Consider the following 17,900-nt stretch of genomic DNA (forward strand, 5'->3'; position numbering starts at 1 on the left):
TAACACTTTAGTAATATTTAAACGCGCGCGAGCGCTCGCATAGAGCGGAGAGCATAATGGCCGACGAGAACGCCGCAGCCGAAGAAGAAGGCGAGGAAGAAGCCGCCGCCGGTGGTGGTAAGAAAAAACTCATTCTCTTTGGAGCAATTGGGCTTGTCGTTCTGCTTGCCGCTGGAGGTGGGGCCTATTTCTTCCTGATGGGAGAAGATGCGCCTACGCCTGCGCCCGGGGAAGGTCCGGTGCCGCAAGAGGTTCAGAAGCCGGTGGTCTTTTATGATCTGCCGGAAATGACTGTGAATTTGGCGACTGAGGGCCGTACGACCTATCTCAAGGTCCGCATAGCCCTTGAAGTTGAAAACCGCGCAATGATCGAGCAGATCCAGCCGTTTTTGCCACGGATTCTGGATGCGTTTCAGATTTACTTGCGTGAACTCCGCCCTGCGGACCTGGAGGGGTCTGCTGGTCTGTTCCGTCTGAAGGAAGAATTGCTCAGGCGGATCAATTTGTCGGTTTATCCGGCAAAAGTCGAAGGGGTACTGTTCAAGGAAATCCTTGTACAGTGAGGATCTAGATGGCTGACGCCGACGAAGACGATCTGTCCGAAGAGGATATGGCCGACGCATGGGGTGCTGCTCTGGCTGAGCAGGGCGCCGGCGGCGATGAAGATGATGATCTGGCCGCGGCCTGGGGCGCTGCTCTAGAAGAGCAGGGTGCCGGAAGCTCGGACGATATGGCTGCGCAATGGGCCGCCATGATCGACGACAGCGAGCCGGACCTGGAAAACGCGACCCGTGGTGCGGACCGTGTTCTCAACCAGGAAGAGATCGATAACCTTCTCGGCTTCAATATTGAAGACACCATTGCCGGTGATCAGAGCGGTATCCGCGCGCTCATTAACTCCGCTATGGTTTCTTACGAGCGTTTGCCAATGCTCGAAATCGTGTTCGACCGTCTTGTGCGGTTGACCACGACGTCTCTGCGCAACTTCACGTCCGACAACGTTGAGGTGTCTCTTGATGCCATCAGTTCCGTTCGGTTTGGCGATTATCTGAATTCCATCCCTCTGCCGGCGATCCTTGGTATTTTCAAGGCCGAAGAGTGGGACGGCTTTGGGATGATCACGGTCGAATCCAGCCTTATTTATTCGATTATCGATGTTCTGCTTGGCGGAGGCCGTGGAACTACGGCTGCCAGGGTCGAAGGACGGCCCTACACGACGATTGAAACGAACCTCGTCCAGCAAATGGTTCAGCTGATTCTGCAGGATGCGGAACAGGCTTTTGCGCCGCTGTCTCCGGTCCATTTCAATCTGGAACGTCTAGAGACCAATCCGCGCTTTGCTGCGATTTCCCGTCCAGCGAACGCTGCGATCCTCGTCGAACTTCGTATCGATATGGAAGACCGGGGCGGGACGGTCGAAATCATGATGCCTTACGCAACTTTGGAGCCGATCCGTGATCTGCTGCTCCAAATGTTCATGGGTGAAAAATTCGGCCGGGATCCGATCTGGGAAGGCCATTTGGCGACAGAAATTCATGCTGCAGAAGTTGAGGTCGATGCGGTGCTTTACGAAACGTATTTGCCGCTTGGCCGGGTGCTCAGCTTGGATGTCGGGCAAACGCTGGTTTTCGACGTCTCTCCTACGGATCCAGTACTCGTAAAGTGTGGAAACATCCCTTTGACAGAGGGGACGCTTGGCAAAACGGAAGATTCCATTGCCATCCGTGTCGCAAAGAATTTGCGCAAACCGAAAATGACTCTGGCAGCTTTCGAGCGCGCCATGCAGAGCGAAATGGAGCAACCATGACGTCCTTGCCCATCGGACTGATTATTGAAGGCCTTGTCGCTGTCCTTCTTGTAATCACCATCGCCTATTGCTGGATTTTGAACCGCCGTCTCCAGCGGCTTCGGGCAGACGAACAAACGCTCCGGGCGACCATTTCGGAATTGATGACGGCCACGGAAATCGCCGAGCGGGCGATCCTGGGTTTGAAGACCACCGCAGCGGAAGCGGATAAATCTCTCGGGCGCCGTCTTAAGGAAGCAGAAACCATGTCCCACACCTTAGCCGACCAGATCGGCGAAGGTGACAAAGTCTTTACGCGGATCTCGCAAATTGCTGGAGCGGCCCGGTCTGCCGCGCAGCAACGGGAATTGCCGCCTGCGAGCGATCTTTATGCCGCGCAGCCGCAAGCCGCACCACCGCCGCATACCAACGGGCATGTGGCGGCCGAGCCATCGATACTGCAACAGGCGCCAGCCGTGGAGCCTGAACGTAAACGGAGCAGTCGCGCATCCGATATCCGGAGTGCGGCGGCGGAAGCTACAGCAAGGCTGGAAGAGTTCCGCAACAAGCGTAAAGGCGCTGCTGCATGAGTGTAAGATTGTTGCCATTGTTGGGCGTTGCCGCGAGCGCGCTGTTCGGGTTGAAACTTCTAGGCCTCGTTATGGGTCCGGACAGCACCAGCCTGCCAATCAATGGCGCAATCGCTCAAGAAAACGCCGAAATGGAAGCAGACGGTGCCGAGACTGCCCCAATGCCTGAAGAGGGCGCCGCGGCTCCCGGTGTGGCACCGCCGGCTCAACCGGTCTTGCCGGACAGCCTCGAAATTGGCGGATCTGCCGCGGAACGTGCAGTTCTAGAGAGCCTCGGCAAACGCCGCCAAAACCTGCAGAAACAGGAAGGCCAGCTGGACCTTCGCGAAAAACTGCTTCAGGCCACTGAGGAACGCATAGAGCAACGGGTTGAGGAATTGAAGCAGCTCGAAGCACGGATCAACTCAGCAGTTGAGCAGAAGAAGAAGCAGGAAGAAAACGAAATTGCCGGTCTCGTGACCATGTACGAAAACATGAAGCCGAAAGATGCGGCGCGTATTTTCGATAGGCTGAGCCTGCCGATCCTGATGAAAGTGGTCCGGCAAATGAAGCCCCGAAAAATGTCGGCTATTTTGGCGAAAATGTCGCCGGATGCTGCCGAGCGGCTAACCGTTGCGATCGCCAGTCAGTCCTCCGAACGGCCAGAACCGGTCCAGGAACAGGCGCAGGCGCCTGCAAGTGCGGTCCTTCCAAAAATTCCGTCCAACTGAGCGAATAAAGTCCGCTCTCTTCACTCAGCGTAAGAGCGCGTTAAGGGGACTTGTATAAAACTAGAGTGTTGGCAGAAACCGAGGTCGAAACAACTTGCCAAGGCAGATCCTGACATCATGGGCAACCGGGACATTCGCAGATTTCCGCGAATGCAGGGCCTTTGTGTGTTTACGGATGGGTCTGCTACTCGTAGCAATGTTTTTTGGAACCCTGCCGCTGGTCTCTGCTTATGCCCAATCCCTCGAACCAGTTGACTTGGACGTCTCTCAGGAAAAAGGTTTTGGCCGGATTGTCCTGACCTTCAAGGACCGGACCCTGCTGCCGACCTATGATGCGGTCATTACCGGCGGTGTACTTCGGATTTCATTCCAAGAACCGATCGATGTGAATGTCGATGATGTGCCGTTGGATCTTGCGCAATATGTCACGATTGCACGCCGGGATCCCGATGGGGCGGCCATTCGGTTTGCGTTGAAAAGCCAATATCAGATCAACACATTGGAAGCCGGTGAGAAGCTGTTCATCGACATTTTGCCGATGACTTGGTCGGGCTTGCCGCCTGGACTTCCGGATGACGTGGTTCGCGAGCTCGCCAAACGGGCCGAGGCAGCTATGCGGAAGGTCCGTGCTCTTGAACAAGCGCGGCTTAAAGCTCAGGAAGGTCCGCAAGTGACGTTGCATGTTGGCGAACATCCAACGTTTACACGGCTTGTGTTCGACTGGTCGATCAAGTTCGATACTGCCTTTGTCCGCGAGAACGACATTATCAAGGTGACCTTCAATCACCCGGCACAATTGGATATTTCTCACTTACGGGCGCATCTGCCGCCTGGCGTTATCGACGCGACATCGTTCCTCGATAAAGGCAAGTTGAAATTTCTTATGCGCGTCGATCCTGCTGTCGATATTCGGGCTTTCCGTGAAGAGCAGACCTATGTCATCGACGTTACTCCAGAGAACATGGAACCGAATGATCCGGCGAATGCTCTAATAAACAAGGAGCTTTCGGTCGCGGATAACGAAAACCGGAAGAACATGATTACCGCACCTGGTTTGCGGGACACGCGTGAGGTCAGCAATCCGCGTGGTCTGCCGCCTTCAGGCTCCGCGTCATATGGCGGAGGTGGCCGGTTGAAGGAATCGCGGGCGGATGAATCTGCGGGCTTCACGGCCGTTCCACTTGGAGGCGCAGCAGAAGGTGGCGCGCCGCAGCCTATGCGCAATAGCAGTGAACCAGCGCCTGCTCGCGACAGATCAGCAAATTTGTTACCCAGCCCCGGTGATATTGATGGGACGTCTTCAGAATTAGTTCTGGCCGAAAACGTGCCCAAACATAAACCGGGCAAGGTGCCAGAACTCGGGTTTGCCCAGAACCAGGATCAAATGCAGCAACCGATTAGGACCGGGCAAGCCCCGGTTCAAGTCGTTTCTGCACAGCCCGATTCTGAGGTGGGAGACCGGATAGCGGAAACGGTCCCCGTAACTGTACTTGCTGAACCGCAAGATCCATCAGAAACTGCGCTTGAAGATGGCGAGGAAACGACCGCTTCGATTCCAGGTTCTGCCGAGCAGGGAGCTGCGGGGATAAACGGAGCACCCGGCGCGAACAGCGCTCCTCAGCTGATCCAGTTGGCTCAGGCGAGCCAGCGCGCGATGCCTTTGAGCGAGATAACTCCTTCGGAAGAAGAAATTGCCCGTCCAGCGCCGATGCTGGATTTGTCCAAACAGAAGATAGGCGACCCGGTGCCAGAGGCGCCGCAACGTGAAAACGCTATTCCGACTTTAAAACAGGCGGGCACAGGCTCCGATGCCCAGCAGCCCGAAGTCCCCGTTGCTCCGGCACCGGTGCAAATTCGCCAAAATAAAAGCTTTGGCAGCAGTGAAGTGCCTGCAGGTATTCAGTTGCCACGCAAACCAGAACGGGCGCCTGAAGTTTGGCGCGCCACAGGGGGGCGGGATCCTGCCGGATCAAAAGTATCACCGGAGAGCCCTCCGGAGAATTTTGGCGAAGCAGCCCGCAATTTTGTGTCTGCGGAAGCCCGTCGTATTGGCAATACGGTCCGCGTGGTATTTCCATTTTCTGAACCGGTTTCGAGTGCGGTGTTCCGGCGGAACGATAGCATTTGGCTGGTTTTTGATACCGATGCGACAATTGATACTCGCGGGATGGTCTCGGCGTTGGCCGAAACTGCGGAAACCATCGATGTTGAGCAACACGGCGACTATCAGATCCTGCGCCTTGACATGAATGATCCGGTATTGGCGACAGTTGGTGCGGACGGAAACGCCTGGTCGCTGGTCATTGGCGATTTAATTCTGGAGCCGTCTATCCCGCTCAAAATGGAACGGACAATCCGCGGGGATGGCGGGTCCATCCTGCGGGTCCTTTATCAAGATCCGCAGAATATCCGAAGCATTACCGATCCGTTCGTTGGCGATACTATTTCCCTTGTCACCGGATTTGGACCGCCGCGCGGGCTTCTGAAACCTCAGAAATTTGTCGATCTTGAAGCTTTGAGTTCGGCGCAAGGTATCGCTTTGGCGACACGCTCTGATGGCGTGAAGATCAAAATCCTAGGCGATGATGTCATCATCGAAAAAGATGGCGGCCTGGCCTTGTCCAACCGGCACTTGCGAGGCGGTACCGGAACATTGGGCCGAATTGTTGATCCCGAAGACACCGGATCCGTCGAATTTGTTTCCTTGAGCACTGAAGGCCCAGGGGCATACCGGTCGCGGCTTCAAGAACTCCAATCCCAATTGACCAAATCGCCCGAAGGCAAACGCCGTAAGCCGCTGATGGCGTTGGCGAAGTTTTATCTCGCGCACCAATTCCCGCAAGAGGCGATGGGTTTGATGAACCTCGCGCTCGAAGAAGATCCTGCTCTGGCTGAGAACAGTTCCTTTAATCTTGTGAAAGGAGCTGCTTTGACAATGGCAGGGCGGCCGGATGAGGCTTATGGGCATCTTCATCGGCCGGATCTGAAAAACAGTCCGGATGCTGCGGTCTGGCAAACCATTGTCGATGTTCAGCTGGGCAATTGGACACAGGCTCGCATAGCGATGCCGCGTGGCCGGGCAGTCGTTGGCAACTATCCAACATCGATCCAGACCGAGTTTAAACTGGCTGCGGCTCAGTCAATGGTCGAGGCCAACGATTTCGGCATTGCCAACGGAATTTTGGCCGAGATTGAACCAGCCGAAGTTACCCGTGCACAGGCTGCCCGCTACGATATCCTGCGGGGCCGGGTCGCAGATGCATCTGGCCGTTCGCAAGAAGCGCTCACCGTGTTTGACCTTGTAACCCGCTCAGATGACCGGCCTCGGGCGGCAGAAGCAGAATATCGGGCGCTGAGGATCCGTTACCGTGACGGCGAGATGACGATCGATGAGGCCATAGATCAGTTGGCTGGCCTGTCGACATCTTGGCGCGGTGATGAAATCGAGCTCAAAACCTTGCGCTTCTTGGCGCAGCTTTATGCGGAACGCGGACAGTATCGCGAAGCTTTTGAGGCGATGAAGTCAGCGGTGCAGGCCGAGCCTGATTCCGACACAACCCGCTTGCTCCAAGAAGAGATGAACGCCCTGTTCAATTCTCTGTTCCTGGATGGTAAAGCCGATGAAATGCAGCCGATTAAGGCGTTGGCGCTGTATTACGATTTTCGGGAATTGACACCGATTGGCCGCCGCGGGGATGAAATGGTCCGGCTTTTGGCCAAACGCCTTGTTGAAGTGGACCTTTTGGATCAGGCAACAGAACTTCTACGGCATCAGGTCGACAATCGGCTGAAGGGGGCAGCACGGGCTCAAATAGCGGCAGATCTTGGTGCGATCTATCTGATGGACCGTAGACCGGAAGAAGCGCTCCGGGTTTTGAACCGGACCCGTCAAGCGAGCCTACCTTCGACACTGAAGCGCCAACGCAACATCGTAGAAGCGCGGGCGTTAACTGAAAGTGGCCGCCCGGACCTTGCTCTTGAGCTTGTCCGAAATATGCGGGGCACCGATGTGGACCGGCTGCGGGCCGACACGTTTTGGGCTGCCGAAAGCTGGCGGGATGCTGGTGAGCAACTGGAAGCCATGCATGGATCCCGCTGGTCGGACCAGATTCCGCTAGATGACCAGGAACGGCGCGACATTCTGCGGGCGGGTATCGCCTATTCGTTGGCCGGCGATCAGCTCAGCCTGGAACGCTTGCAGACTAAATACATGGCTAAAATGGCGGACAGCCAAGAGGCTCTGGCTTTCGAAGTGGTTACTCGGCCCATCCGGGCGCAAGGAGTGGAGTTCCTGGAGGTTGCCAATCAGCTTGCTGACATCGACTCTCTGGAAACTTTCTTGGAAGAATACCGGCGCCAATACATGTCTCCTGACCGCAGTTCCAACCGTGCGGAAGCACCTGCGGAAACCGATCCAGCCGGATAACAACTCCAAAAACTTATTATTTGAGGTTCGGTTTAGAGCCTGTCGCACCTAATTGGACCCATTTGATACAGAAAAATGGCTCCTTCGGCTCGGCTCGGCGCGGCCGCGACACGCGATCTGGTTGATCGTGCGTGCGGCGCAACGCTTACGATGGGCCGCTTTTTGCACCCTTCAATATCAAAAGGCGTAAGAAAAAGGGCCGGACACATTTGGTCACTGGCGTCGTTATTTTGCGCTTATGGTGATCACACCATCGCAGGCAGACCACCTTAGCCAGTGATCAGATATGTCATGGTCAAATGAAACTAACGAGATGCGACAGGCTCTAATGTGCGGTGGCCGTGGCGCGAGGCTTCTTCAGTTCTGCCTTATACCGCATCACAAGATCTGGAATACCGCGGGTGCTGCGGTCCAGCCATTCACTGCGTGCTTTCAGGAAGTCCCGGTAAGTTTTCTCATGGATACCGGTTTGCAGCATCAGCCGCATGATGGCGCCATCGGCGTCAGATTTCAGCGTATCAGAGACGACATCGTCGGCCAGATTGATCTTACGGCTGATCAGCCAGATTGCAGCGTCGAGTCGCTGCTCTTCAAATAGGGTTCTCAAAATCGCGTCGAAAGACAGTTCACCATTTGCAATATGCACACTTGCTTCATGGCGGGAATAGAGAATGCCGTCAATCTCGATGTTATCCTGACCGCGTTTGATGTCACCGATCTGAGCTGCCAGCTTCTCCAGCGTCTCTTCAGCAATGGCACGCTTTAGCGGTGCAGGGAAAATTGGGCAGTTGGTCTCAAGGATCTGTATCTGGGTCTCTAAAAATCCGTTGTCCCGTAAGGCACGTTTGGCCAATCCGCAAAGAACTTCAACTTCCGTATTGGCGAAGATGAGCAGGGCGAGGACACCGCGTACAGAAAACGGCGCGTCCAAGTTTTCCAACAGCGCATGCACAACAGGCCTTGCGCTTCTGGCAATCAGCTTGTCTGTCAGCTCTTCACTCAAATCGCTCCGGTGTGCCATGACCAACCGCTTGTCATTTCCACCGCTCGTGGCGATGGCCATCATGGCTTCCTGGCTGATGACCGGGGAGGATTCAATCACAGGTTCTGACAACTCAAAATCTTCCTGCGCAAGGCGATCGGCCAAATCCGCAATGATCCGGTCGGTCTTGGCTAGGCGAACGACGAGTTCGTACCGGGCGCTGCGGTCGAGTTGATCAAAAACAGACAGAACGATCCGGGAAAACAGCTCGCGCTCGTTTTCAGTCGGCTCATGATCTTCCGAACGGGCATACTCTCCAACGAGTGTCCGGATCAATTTGGAGCGCGCTTCAGGTTCTTTGATCCGCGCCAGTTGTTCAAGTTGTTCTATGAGCACCTATAAACCAAACTTCTTTTGGAGTGGGCGTTCTGCAATGCTCCGTATTATTTCAAATACTATATTAATTTTTCTCTACTTTTCGCCATCGGGTATCCAGATTTTAGGGTGCACTGAACAAAGTCCGAAGCGAAGGCAATTAAGATTACCGTGGCCTGTACTGCCTAATTTACCTGATAGACAGTCTGGCTGGGATGTTGCGAATTGCCGTAAGGTAATGTTTGGCAGGGGGAATTTGGTGCGTTTCAGCCGCCACCGAAACTCTTGACGAGGGAGCCAGCTACCAAATTCCAACCGTCAACAAGCACAAAGAAAATCAGCTTGAACGGTAGCGAGATGACAACAGGTGGTAGCATCATCATACCCATCGACATCAGTACTGAAGCGATCACGAGATCAATGATCAAAAACGGCAAATAGAGCAGGAAGCCGATTTCAAAAGCACGTCGCAGTTCCGAAATCATGAAAGCCGGAATGAGGACTGGCATTGCAAGGTCTTCTTCTGCTTCTGGTGCTTCGCGGCCTGAAAGCTCTTGAAACAGCATCAAGTCTTTTTCCCGGACCTGTGACAGCATGAACGTCCGGAACGGATCTGAGGCCCTCTCATAGGCTTGATTGATTTCAATGTCGCCATCCACCAGCGGCTGGACACCTTCGTCATAGGCAGTTTGAAGGGTCGGCATCATGATGAAGGCCGACAAGAACAGCGCAAGGCTGACCATGACCATATTCGGCGGCGCAGTCTGCAGTCCGATAGCAGAGCGCAGCAGGGATAGAACAACGACAATACGGGTGAAGCTGGTGACCATCACCAGAATGGAGGGCGCCAGCGACAGAACCGTTAGCAGGATGACGAGCTGAACAGCGCGTTCCGTCAAACTGGCATCGTCGCCAAAACCAACTGAGATTTCTTGAGCATTTGCAGGGGACACGAAAAAAACGGCCATGCCGGCAAGTGCAATGACGGCTCCGAAAAAACTACGCAAACTGATATGACAAACGCGACACGTCATTGTTTCGGCTGTCCGCCCAACTCATCCAGAATTTTCGCCATCTCTGCTTCGATTGGATTTCGGTCGCCAATGCCCTTTTCCGAGTCAGGATCTGAGCTGGCAGTGTTACCAACCGGCTTTTGGTCATCTCCGGATTTTGCCGTGTTTTCTGCGGGCGCCTCCGGTTCTGCCTTTTCTTGGCTATCAATCTGATCGGCCGCCGGTGCTGCTGCAACTGGATCGGCAGGCTTTTCCTCAGATGCTTCTCCGGAATTTGGCGCGGAGGCATCGGCCGCAGGTTTCGGTTCCGAGAATAGCTCCTTCTCAATTCCTTCCGCTACGGCGTCGGTCAAATCGGCCTTATCCTTGTTTGCACTGTTCTCTTCGGAGAGCGCGGGGGGCGTCGAAGCGCTGGGCTCCTCAGCTTTGGCCGGCGTTTTGCTTTCCGCTGAAATTTTATCCGTGAAAGAAACGGAACCGGACAGGCCTGCTCCACCGAGTTTTGGTTCCACACGGCCCGGCTGAGTGTCGGTGTCAGACGGGTTTACCAAGGCAGTCTTGACCCGGGCCGCAGGTCCGGAGGCGGGCGGAGAGATCTTTCCAGAACCGTAAGAGGGCCGGTCTTTGGGCGAAAAAGGCCGGGTCAGTGCGCGCAAGGGGCTGGCTTTCTTTGTGGTTTGGTCGCTTTCTTTGTTGGCTTTTGGTGCCGGTGCTGGAATGTCTGATTTAGCTGTTTCTGGCGTTGCCGGTGTTGTGCTTTCGGCTGGTCCAGGTGCATGAGCTCGCGGCTCAGCAGGGGGGGCTTTTTCCCTGCGCGGCTGGGAGAAGCTGGAAGCTGGCAGGGGCTTTTCCTTCGCGGAAGAGGTGCTGATGCCGGTCGCAGACATAGCTCCCATTGATGTCCGGCTACTGCCGCCAAATGCCGGTGACTTTTGTGCCGGTGGAGGGCTTGCCTGCGGAGCTGACGGTGGTGTTGAAGGCCTGACGGCTGGGCTGCTTGGCTGGGCGGGTGGCGCTGATTGGACCGGTGCTTCATCTGGCGCGGAAGGGGCGGGGGGCGGAGCAGCGGCGCTGTCCTCCGGTGTTATTGGGATGTCTGGTCCGGGTGCCATTGGTGCCTTGATAGAGCCAGCCTGTTGAGGTGTTTGATAGGCACCAGATCGAGGCTGCCCGGCGGCGAGCGGAGCATTGCGAATGATGTTTTGTTCCACCACAACATCACTTGGTCCGCCGACCAGAATGAGATGTTCAATATTGTCCCTGCGGACCAGCAAGAGCCGGCGGCGGCTGTCGATCGCGGCACTGTCCATCAGAGCGATTCGTGGTTGGCGCCCGCGAGACTGTGGTGCTCTAGATCCCATCAGTCTTTTGATGATGAAAATGAACAATCCAAACAGGGCCAGGACGACGGCCAGTGAAATGACCAGCTGCAGCCCCTGCGCCAAGCCTTCGCTAACCTGAAAATTGGTTTGAATCCAGTTGTACATCTTATCCTCTCGCCATCCTTAACGCCGTAAGCCGTAGGGAGGTCTTATTGCGGAATTTGTGCGTGATGACGGCGTTTGTCCGTTATCCCCAGTAATTCCGATTTTCATCCAGCTACCTGCCAATCGCCAAAAGCGTCTGTGTTTGCTTGCCGTTTTGCCGCCGGTTGGTCCGCTGAATTGAGCTTGAATGGCAATTTCTGCCGCTTGATGCCCTGTTCCGAATCTCTTCAAGGCTTAAAGTTAACAGAGCTAGGCAGAATTTGCCTGTTGATGGTCGCGGTAAATCGCGAAATGCACGGAAAACGCAATCGCCCCTGCTGAGTTGTTAAGCTTTTGAGGGTGTTTGTTAAGAATAGTTAACCAGTCGTTAACCATTTGCTCGGCAAGCTTTGCCTGTGAGGTTAACAAAAGGTGAATCGGATGACCTTTACAGACTTGCCCCTGTTTCAGGCTCTGAAGTCAAAGATGCAGTGGCATCAGACACGGCAGGGCGTGCTGGCAGAAAATATCGCCAATTCGGACACGCCGGGCTATGGCGCGCGCGATGTGAAATCCTATTCCTTTGAAGATCACATCGGCCGGGAAGCTTTCGGCCTGACAACCGACCGAACCTCTAAGCAGCATATCTCCGGGATGATGGGAGGCGATATTGGGGGCAAGACCGAGAACCGCGACAGTTTTGAAGTCACCCCAAGCGGTAATGCGGTCAATCTGGAAGAGCAGATGATGAAAATCACGCAGAACCAAATGGACTATCAGGCAGCCACAACGCTCTACACAAAGGGACTGGGCCTGATCCGGACAGCCCTGTCCAAGAGTGCTTAAGCGGATTAGGAGAGACCTGACATGGATCTGATGAAATCGCTCTTTATCTCCGCATCTGGCTTGAAAGCGCAGAACGGGCGGATGCGCGTGATTGCAGAAAACATTGCCAACGCAAATTCAACAGCCCGGACCCCGGATGAAGAGCCGTACAGGCGGAAAATACCAACGTTTCAAGCGGAGTTCGACAAGCAACTGGGAGCTGACAAGGTCGAGCTCGGCCGGATTGTGGAAGATACGTCAGACTTCAAGTCGACTTACATGCCCGGGCATCCTGCTGCGGACAAGGACGGCTATGTGCTTCAGCCGAACGTCAACACACTGATTGAGACCACGGATATGCGTGAGGCGCAGCGGTCTTATGAAGCCAATCTCAATGTGATCGAAACGACGCGCAAAATGCTACAGCGGACGATCGATATCTTGCGTGCTTAGGCCGCGTTTTCGCCTTTTGAAGCTGATAAGGAAGTAAGCCCATGTCGACGATGTCAGTTGCAAACAACGCCTATCAGATGGCGGCCCGACTGCAGCAGCAGGCAAAGGCCATTGAGGATCCGGCGCCCGTCCGCGAGCAAGTGGATTTTGGCCAGATGGTTCAAAGCGCTGTCGAAAATGTCGTCGATCAGGGGCGCGTGGCGGACAACAAAGCGGTTGGTCTGATTGAAGGCAAAGCGGATGTCGTAGACGTCGTAACCGCAGTTGCTGAAACCGAAGTTGCCTTGGAAACCATGGTTGCCGTCCGCGATCGGGTGATCTCGGCTTACGAAGAAATCATGCGGATGCCGATCTGATCGGGTTGGGCCTCGCAGAAACCAGAAATTGGGACACGGGAAAGGACAGTCATGACTGGGGCTGAAGTACTTGATCTTGCCCGGGCTGCTGTTTGGGCCATGATCCTGGTTGCCGGGCCGACGATGGTCGTTGGTTTGCTGGTCGGTGTTGTCATTGCACTGTTCCAGGCCTTGACCCAGATTCAGGAAATGACCCTGGTCTTTGTTCCAAAGATTTTGGCGATTTTTGTCACGCTTTTGATTTCATTGCCCTTCATGAGCCAAGTACTTCAAGGGTTTATGTCACGTGTTGCGGAAATGATCCTGACCACCGGGCCGGTCTAGGGGTGGTGTTAGATGAACATCCAGCTTGATTTTCTGCCTGATGTGGCCGCAGCGTTTATGCTCATGTTTGCGCGGCTGGGCACGATGATCATGCTGTTGCCGGCACTCGGTGAAAGCTCCATTCCGACACGTTTCCGCCTGACGATTGCACTGGCTTTGACGCTGGTTCTTTATCCGATGGGCTCTCAGCAATATCCGGCCGATCTGGTGGCCTCTCCAGAACGTTTGGCTGTTCTTCTTTTCAGCGAGATCGCCATTGGAATAGCCATCGGACTGTGTGCCAAACTGATTACCTCCGCCGTTCAGATTGCCGGCGTGATTATCGCCAACCAAACCGGTTTGGCATTTGCGCTTGGAACAGACATTTCCAACGAGGGCCAGCAAGGGGCACTTTACGGGAACTTTCTTGCCATTATCGGCATAACTCTGATTTTTGTCACCGATACGCATTATTTGGTGATTGCAGCGCTGCATGACAGTTTTTCGCTGTTTCCACCTGGATCAATGCCGCCGGTCGGTGATTTTTCGCAAAACGTGACTGAGACGGTCGCGCATGTATTTTCAGTTGCGACGCGCATGAGCGCGCCGTTTCTGGTTGTTGGTCTGGTGTTCTATTTCGGCCTCGGTTTGCTCAACAAACTGATGCCGCAGATGCAGATCTTCTTTATCGCCATGCCCGTGAATATCGCCATCGGGTTCTTTCTTCTCATGGTACTTCTGACGACGCTGATGATGTTCTATCTCGATCATGTTCAGCAGTCGCTCGGCAAGTTTATCGCGGGGTAACGGTGCGTTATGGCTGACGATACCGACGACTCAGAAAAGACAGAGGACCCCACGCAGAAGCGTCTGAAAGACGCTCATGACAAGGGGGACGTTCCCAAATCGCAGGAAGTCAGCACTTGGTTCGCTTTGGCAGGGGCGACTTTGATGATTGCCTTGCTGGCGCCAGGGGCAGCAGAGTCGCTAGGCAAACTGATGAAGGGCTATCTGGAGCATGCGCATCAGATGCCTGTCGACGGATATGCGATCAAGGCTTTGTGGCGGGATACCGGCCAGTCCGTTGCCATGATCGTCGGGTTTCCGTTGATTGCCTTGGTCGTTATGGCGGTGGCCGGAAATCTGGTTCAACACCAGCCCTTGCTGACTGCCGAAACGATCAAACCCAAACTATCGAAGGTTTCCCCGCTGTCCGGCTTCAAGCGGCTCTTCTCCGTCGACAGTCTGGTCAACTTCGCAAAAGGCATGATCAAGATTTCCGTGGTTGGAGCACTGATGGTGGCCGTGCTGTGGCCGCATAAGGACGAAGCGGACATCATGATTTTCGCCGATGAGGTGATTATCCTGGAACGGGCCCGCATACTGATCCTGCAGTTGCTTGCTGCGATCCTGGCCGTGATGACCATTGTTGCTGGTGCGGATTTTATCTACCAGAAGAACAAATGGTTCAACAAACAGAAGATGAGCCTCAAAGAGGTCAAGGAAGAATTCAAACAGACCGAAGGTGACCCTCAGGTTAAAGGCAAAATCCGTCAGTTGCGCATGGAACGCTCGCGCAAGCGGATGATGTCGGCCGTTCCGCAGGCAACTGTGGTCGTTACCAACCCGACGCACTATGCTGTGGCCCTAAAATATGAAGAAGGCATGGGTGCGCCGCTTTGTTTGGCCAAGGGAACGGATGCGCTGGCGTTGAAAATCAGAGAAGTTGCCAAGGACAGTGAGGTTCCGGTTATTGAAAACCCGCCGCTTGCCCGGGCACTTTATGCAACAGTAGAGATTGATCAGGAAGTTCCGGAGGAGCACTTTAAGGCAGTGGCCGAGGTTATTGGCTTCGTCTTCAGAATGCGCAAGCGGGCAGCTTGGAAAGCCAACTGAAATACCGGCTAAAGTAACAATATTGTAGAGAAGACGCCTTTGCTGGCGAATTTCAACAGGACTGAGCCTTAGATCAGTTGAAATTATAGGCCAACAACAGAATGCTGAAGATCGGCCCCAACTAATCGAATCGGGCCGAGGAGACGGAATGTATGAGTGACCTTGACGGAGCGCCAGGTGGGCCGATGATCAATCGGCCGGAGCGATCCGGAAACATAGGGTTGTTAATTGGTTTGGCGCTAGTGCTTGCAGGTGCTGCGGCTGCCTTTGCGGTAATGGACCGTGCTGTCGCGCAACCCTTCATTCTGGCACTTTTGGGGATCCTGGCAGTCGTCGGTGTTTTCTGCCTGTTTGCCGGTGCCATTGGGTTTCTGCGTTTGTCCGCAAGGCCAGGCGAAGCCAACCCGCTTGCATCCGCATTCGTCGACACGCTGGAAGATGGCGCGCTCATTACAGACATAGACGGCCGGCTGGTTTATGCAAACAAAGCCTATGCGGATCTCACAGGCGCCGATACGGCTGCCGATGTTCGTGTGGTTGAACGGGTGTTTTCTTCCGATCCAGACGCAACAGATGCCATTTTCCGTCTGTCGCAAGCCACACGGGATGGCCGCAAGGCGCAAGAAGAAATCCGCATGCCGTTCCCGCTTGGCCGCGCGGACGGCGCAGCGCGCTGGTATAGGGTTTCTGTCAGGCCGTTGCAGGTGTCCGGCGACGGATCATCGGGCAAGGTCATGGCCGTCTGGCAAATCGCGGACATCACCCGCGACCGCGCGGAGCAGGAGAACTCCTTCCAGGAACTCCAGCGCGTCATCAATTTTCTGGATCATGCGCCAGCTGGGTTCTTTTCGTCCGATTCTCAAGGGCGGATCGTCTATCTCAATGCAACCTTGGCCGACTGGCTCGGTTATGATCTGGCGCAGTTTGATGCTGGTGATCTGGATCTGTCGGATATCGTACGCGGCGATGGAACGGAGTTGATCCGGTCTGTCAAAGGTCAGGCCGGAGAGGTCAAAAGCGAGACTTTCGATCTTGATTTTGTGACGCGCAATGGCCTTGGTTTGCCAGTACGTCTCTTGCACCGTGTTCCCTTCGGTGAAAATGGCATCCAAGGGGATAGCCGTACCCTTGTGCTCAACAGGTCGAGAGGCGAAGAAGCCTCAGAAGCGTTGCGGGCAGCCGAAGTCCGCTTTGCGCGCTTTTTCAACAATACGCCAATGGCGATTGCCTCCCTCGACAAAGAAGGCCGGGTGTTGCGCACCAATGCACCGTTCCTGAAGTTGTTTGGGGCCGTTGATAACGACGATCAAGCACCGGAACTGGAAGCCTATGTCGCGGACAACGGCCGCGAAAATCTTCGAAAAGCGTTGAGTGCAGCAGCGAACGGCATCAGTGAAATTGCGCCGGTCGACATTCCGCTTGTGGAGGGCAACGATCCGCGCTCCGCAACGTTCTACGTTTCCGCCGTTCAAGAAGGCGAGGGCGACGGTGAAGCTGCGATCGTCTACGCGTTGGAAACCACACAGCAGCGCGCGCTGGAAGCCCAATTTGCTCAGAGCCAGAAGATGCAGGCCATCGGTCAGCTGGCGGGCGGTGTGGCGCATGACTTCAACAATGTCCTGACGGCAATCATCGGTTTTTCCGATTTGCTCTTGGCAAGCCACCGGCCAACCGATCCGTCCTTCCAGGACATTATGAACATCAAGCAGAATGCCAACCGGGCCGCTGGTCTTGTGCGTCAGCTGCTGGCGTTCTCGCGCCGCCAAACCTTGCGGCCGCAGCAACTAGAGTTGAACGATGTTCTGGCTGACCTCTCGATCCTGCTTGACCGCTTGCTGGGCGAGAAAGTTGACCTGAAGGTCATTCACGGCCGCGATTTGTGGCCGGTGATGGCCGACCTCAATCAGCTGGAGCAGGTGATTGTCAATCTGGCGGTGAACGCCGGCGATGCCATGCCAGATGGCGGCAATCTGACGATTTCGACTCGCAATGTTTCGGAAACAGAATCCACGCAGTTCGAGAACACCCGCGGTATGCCGCCAGGCGAATATATGCTGGTTGAGGTTGAGGATACCGGTCACGGCATTCCGCCGGATGTTATGGAGAAGATTTTCGATCCGTTCTTCTCCACCAAAGAAGTGGGCAAGGGCACAGGGCTTGGCCTGTCGACCGTCTACGGCATCGTCAAACAGACCGGTGGTTTCATTTTCTGCACCTCTGAAGTAGGCGGTGGAACAACGTTCCGCCTGTTCCTGCCGCGCTACATTCCAGCCGTTGTTGAAGAGCCGCAGCCGGATCCAAAAGAGCCTGAGAAGGAGAAGGTCGCCGATCTGACCGGAACCGCCTCCATACTTTTGGTGGAAGACGAAGAAGCTGTGCGGGCCTTTGCCGCCAGGGCGCTAGCTTCGCGCGGCTATACCGTTCATGAAGCGGGAACCGGCGCTGAGGCGCTTGAGGTAATGGAAGAAGTTGACGGCGATGTCGATCTGGTGGTTTCCGATGTCGTCATGCCGGAAATGGACGGTCCGTCGCTCCTGGTGGAACTGCGCAAAACCCGGCCGGACCTTAAAATCATTTTCGTCTCCGGCTACGCCGAAGATGCCTTTGAGGAGAACCTGCCGGCAGAAGAAAAGTTCTTCTTCCTGCCAAAGCCCTTCACGCTGAAGCAGCTGGCCACAACGGTGAAGGACGTTTTAGACGGATAGGAGAGGTTGTTTAA

General features: G+C 55.0%; 15 protein-coding genes. 12 read left to right on the forward strand and 3 right to left on the reverse strand.

The window, feature by feature from the left end; genetic code table 11:
* The first annotated feature begins 56 nt into the window (after positions 1 to 56).
* The 5 genes from ACOOFE_RS08035 to ACOOFE_RS08055 all read left to right on the forward strand — a co-directional run bounded on the left by ACOOFE_RS08035 (position 57) and on the right by ACOOFE_RS08055 (position 7,512).
* A complete protein-coding gene (locus tag ACOOFE_RS08035) occupies positions 57 to 563 on the forward strand; it encodes a flagellar basal body-associated FliL family protein (RefSeq protein WP_420414476.1) in 507 nt (168 codons plus the stop codon).
* Between the two features lie 8 nt (positions 564 to 571).
* A complete protein-coding gene (fliM, locus tag ACOOFE_RS08040) occupies positions 572 to 1,807 on the forward strand; it encodes a flagellar motor switch protein FliM (protein ID WP_420414477.1) in 1,236 nt (411 codons plus the stop codon).
* Entirely contained in the window at positions 1,804 to 2,376 is a 573-nt protein-coding gene (locus ACOOFE_RS08045) for a DUF6468 domain-containing protein (protein ID WP_420414478.1), read from the forward strand. The genes fliM and ACOOFE_RS08045 overlap by 4 nt, the downstream gene beginning before the upstream one ends.
* A complete protein-coding gene (locus ACOOFE_RS08050; RefSeq protein WP_420414479.1) occupies positions 2,373 to 3,086 on the forward strand; it encodes a MotE family protein in 714 nt (237 codons plus the stop codon). Before ACOOFE_RS08045 ends, ACOOFE_RS08050 begins: the two co-directional genes overlap by 4 nt.
* Positions 3,087 to 3,282: 196 nt before the next feature.
* The gene (locus tag ACOOFE_RS08055) at positions 3,283 to 7,512 is read left to right on the forward strand and encodes a hypothetical protein (protein ID WP_420414480.1); all 4,230 of its coding nucleotides are present in this window, start codon (positions 3,283 to 3,285) and stop codon (positions 7,510 to 7,512) included.
* A gap of 325 nt (positions 7,513 to 7,837) precedes the next feature.
* Here the strand turns inward: ACOOFE_RS08055 and ACOOFE_RS08060 are convergent, their stop codons facing one another.
* The 3 genes from ACOOFE_RS08060 to ACOOFE_RS08070 all read right to left on the reverse strand — a co-directional run bounded on the left by ACOOFE_RS08060 (position 7,838) and on the right by ACOOFE_RS08070 (position 11,369).
* Entirely contained in the window at positions 7,838 to 8,890 is a 1,053-nt protein-coding gene (locus ACOOFE_RS08060; RefSeq protein ID WP_420414481.1) for a DUF2336 domain-containing protein, read from the reverse strand.
* 245 nt (positions 8,891 to 9,135) lie between these two features.
* Positions 9,136 to 9,837: a flagellar type III secretion system pore protein FliP gene (gene fliP, locus ACOOFE_RS08065; protein WP_420414482.1), complete on the reverse strand. Its 702-nt coding sequence runs from the start codon at positions 9,835 to 9,837 to the stop codon at positions 9,136 to 9,138.
* A gap of 62 nt (positions 9,838 to 9,899) precedes the next feature.
* Positions 9,900 to 11,369 (reverse strand): hypothetical protein, encoded by a 1,470-nt coding sequence (locus ACOOFE_RS08070; protein WP_420414483.1) that lies wholly within the window; start codon positions 11,367 to 11,369, stop codon positions 9,900 to 9,902.
* Between the two features lie 420 nt (positions 11,370 to 11,789).
* On the opposite strand from ACOOFE_RS08070, the gene flgB reads away from it, so the two are divergent.
* The 7 genes from flgB (at position 11,790) to cckA (ending at position 17,886) form a co-directional block, all read left to right on the forward strand.
* The gene (gene flgB / locus ACOOFE_RS08075; protein ID WP_420414484.1) at positions 11,790 to 12,194 is read left to right on the forward strand and encodes a flagellar basal body rod protein FlgB; all 405 of its coding nucleotides are present in this window, start codon (positions 11,790 to 11,792) and stop codon (positions 12,192 to 12,194) included.
* 21 nt (positions 12,195 to 12,215) lie between these two features.
* Positions 12,216 to 12,626, forward strand: a complete 411-nt coding sequence (gene flgC / locus ACOOFE_RS08080; protein WP_420414485.1) for a flagellar basal body rod protein FlgC — start codon at positions 12,216 to 12,218, stop codon at positions 12,624 to 12,626.
* Between the two features lie 41 nt (positions 12,627 to 12,667).
* Positions 12,668 to 12,982 (forward strand): flagellar hook-basal body complex protein FliE, encoded by a 315-nt coding sequence (locus ACOOFE_RS08085; RefSeq protein WP_420414486.1) that lies wholly within the window; start codon positions 12,668 to 12,670, stop codon positions 12,980 to 12,982.
* A 51-nt stretch (positions 12,983 to 13,033) separates the two neighbouring features.
* A complete protein-coding gene (fliQ, locus tag ACOOFE_RS08090) occupies positions 13,034 to 13,306 on the forward strand; it encodes a flagellar biosynthesis protein FliQ (RefSeq protein ID WP_141185961.1) in 273 nt (90 codons plus the stop codon).
* Between the two features lie 12 nt (positions 13,307 to 13,318).
* The gene (gene fliR, locus ACOOFE_RS08095; RefSeq protein WP_420414487.1) at positions 13,319 to 14,092 is read left to right on the forward strand and encodes a flagellar biosynthetic protein FliR; all 774 of its coding nucleotides are present in this window, start codon (positions 13,319 to 13,321) and stop codon (positions 14,090 to 14,092) included.
* Positions 14,093 to 14,101: 9 nt separating this feature from the next.
* Positions 14,102 to 15,181, forward strand: a complete 1,080-nt coding sequence (gene flhB / locus ACOOFE_RS08100) for a flagellar biosynthesis protein FlhB (protein ID WP_420414488.1) — start codon at positions 14,102 to 14,104, stop codon at positions 15,179 to 15,181.
* Positions 15,182 to 15,333: 152 nt separating this feature from the next.
* Positions 15,334 to 17,886 carry a cell cycle histidine kinase CckA gene (gene cckA, locus ACOOFE_RS08105; protein WP_420414489.1) on the forward strand — a complete coding sequence of 851 codons (2,553 nt, stop codon included), beginning with the start codon at positions 15,334 to 15,336 and terminating at the stop codon, positions 17,884 to 17,886.
* The last annotated feature ends 14 nt before the right edge of the window (positions 17,887 to 17,900 follow it).

Origin of the sequence: Roseibium sp. (genome assembly GCF_965216085.1) — a bacterium.
Lineage (GTDB): Bacteria > Pseudomonadota > Alphaproteobacteria > Rhizobiales > Stappiaceae > Roseibium.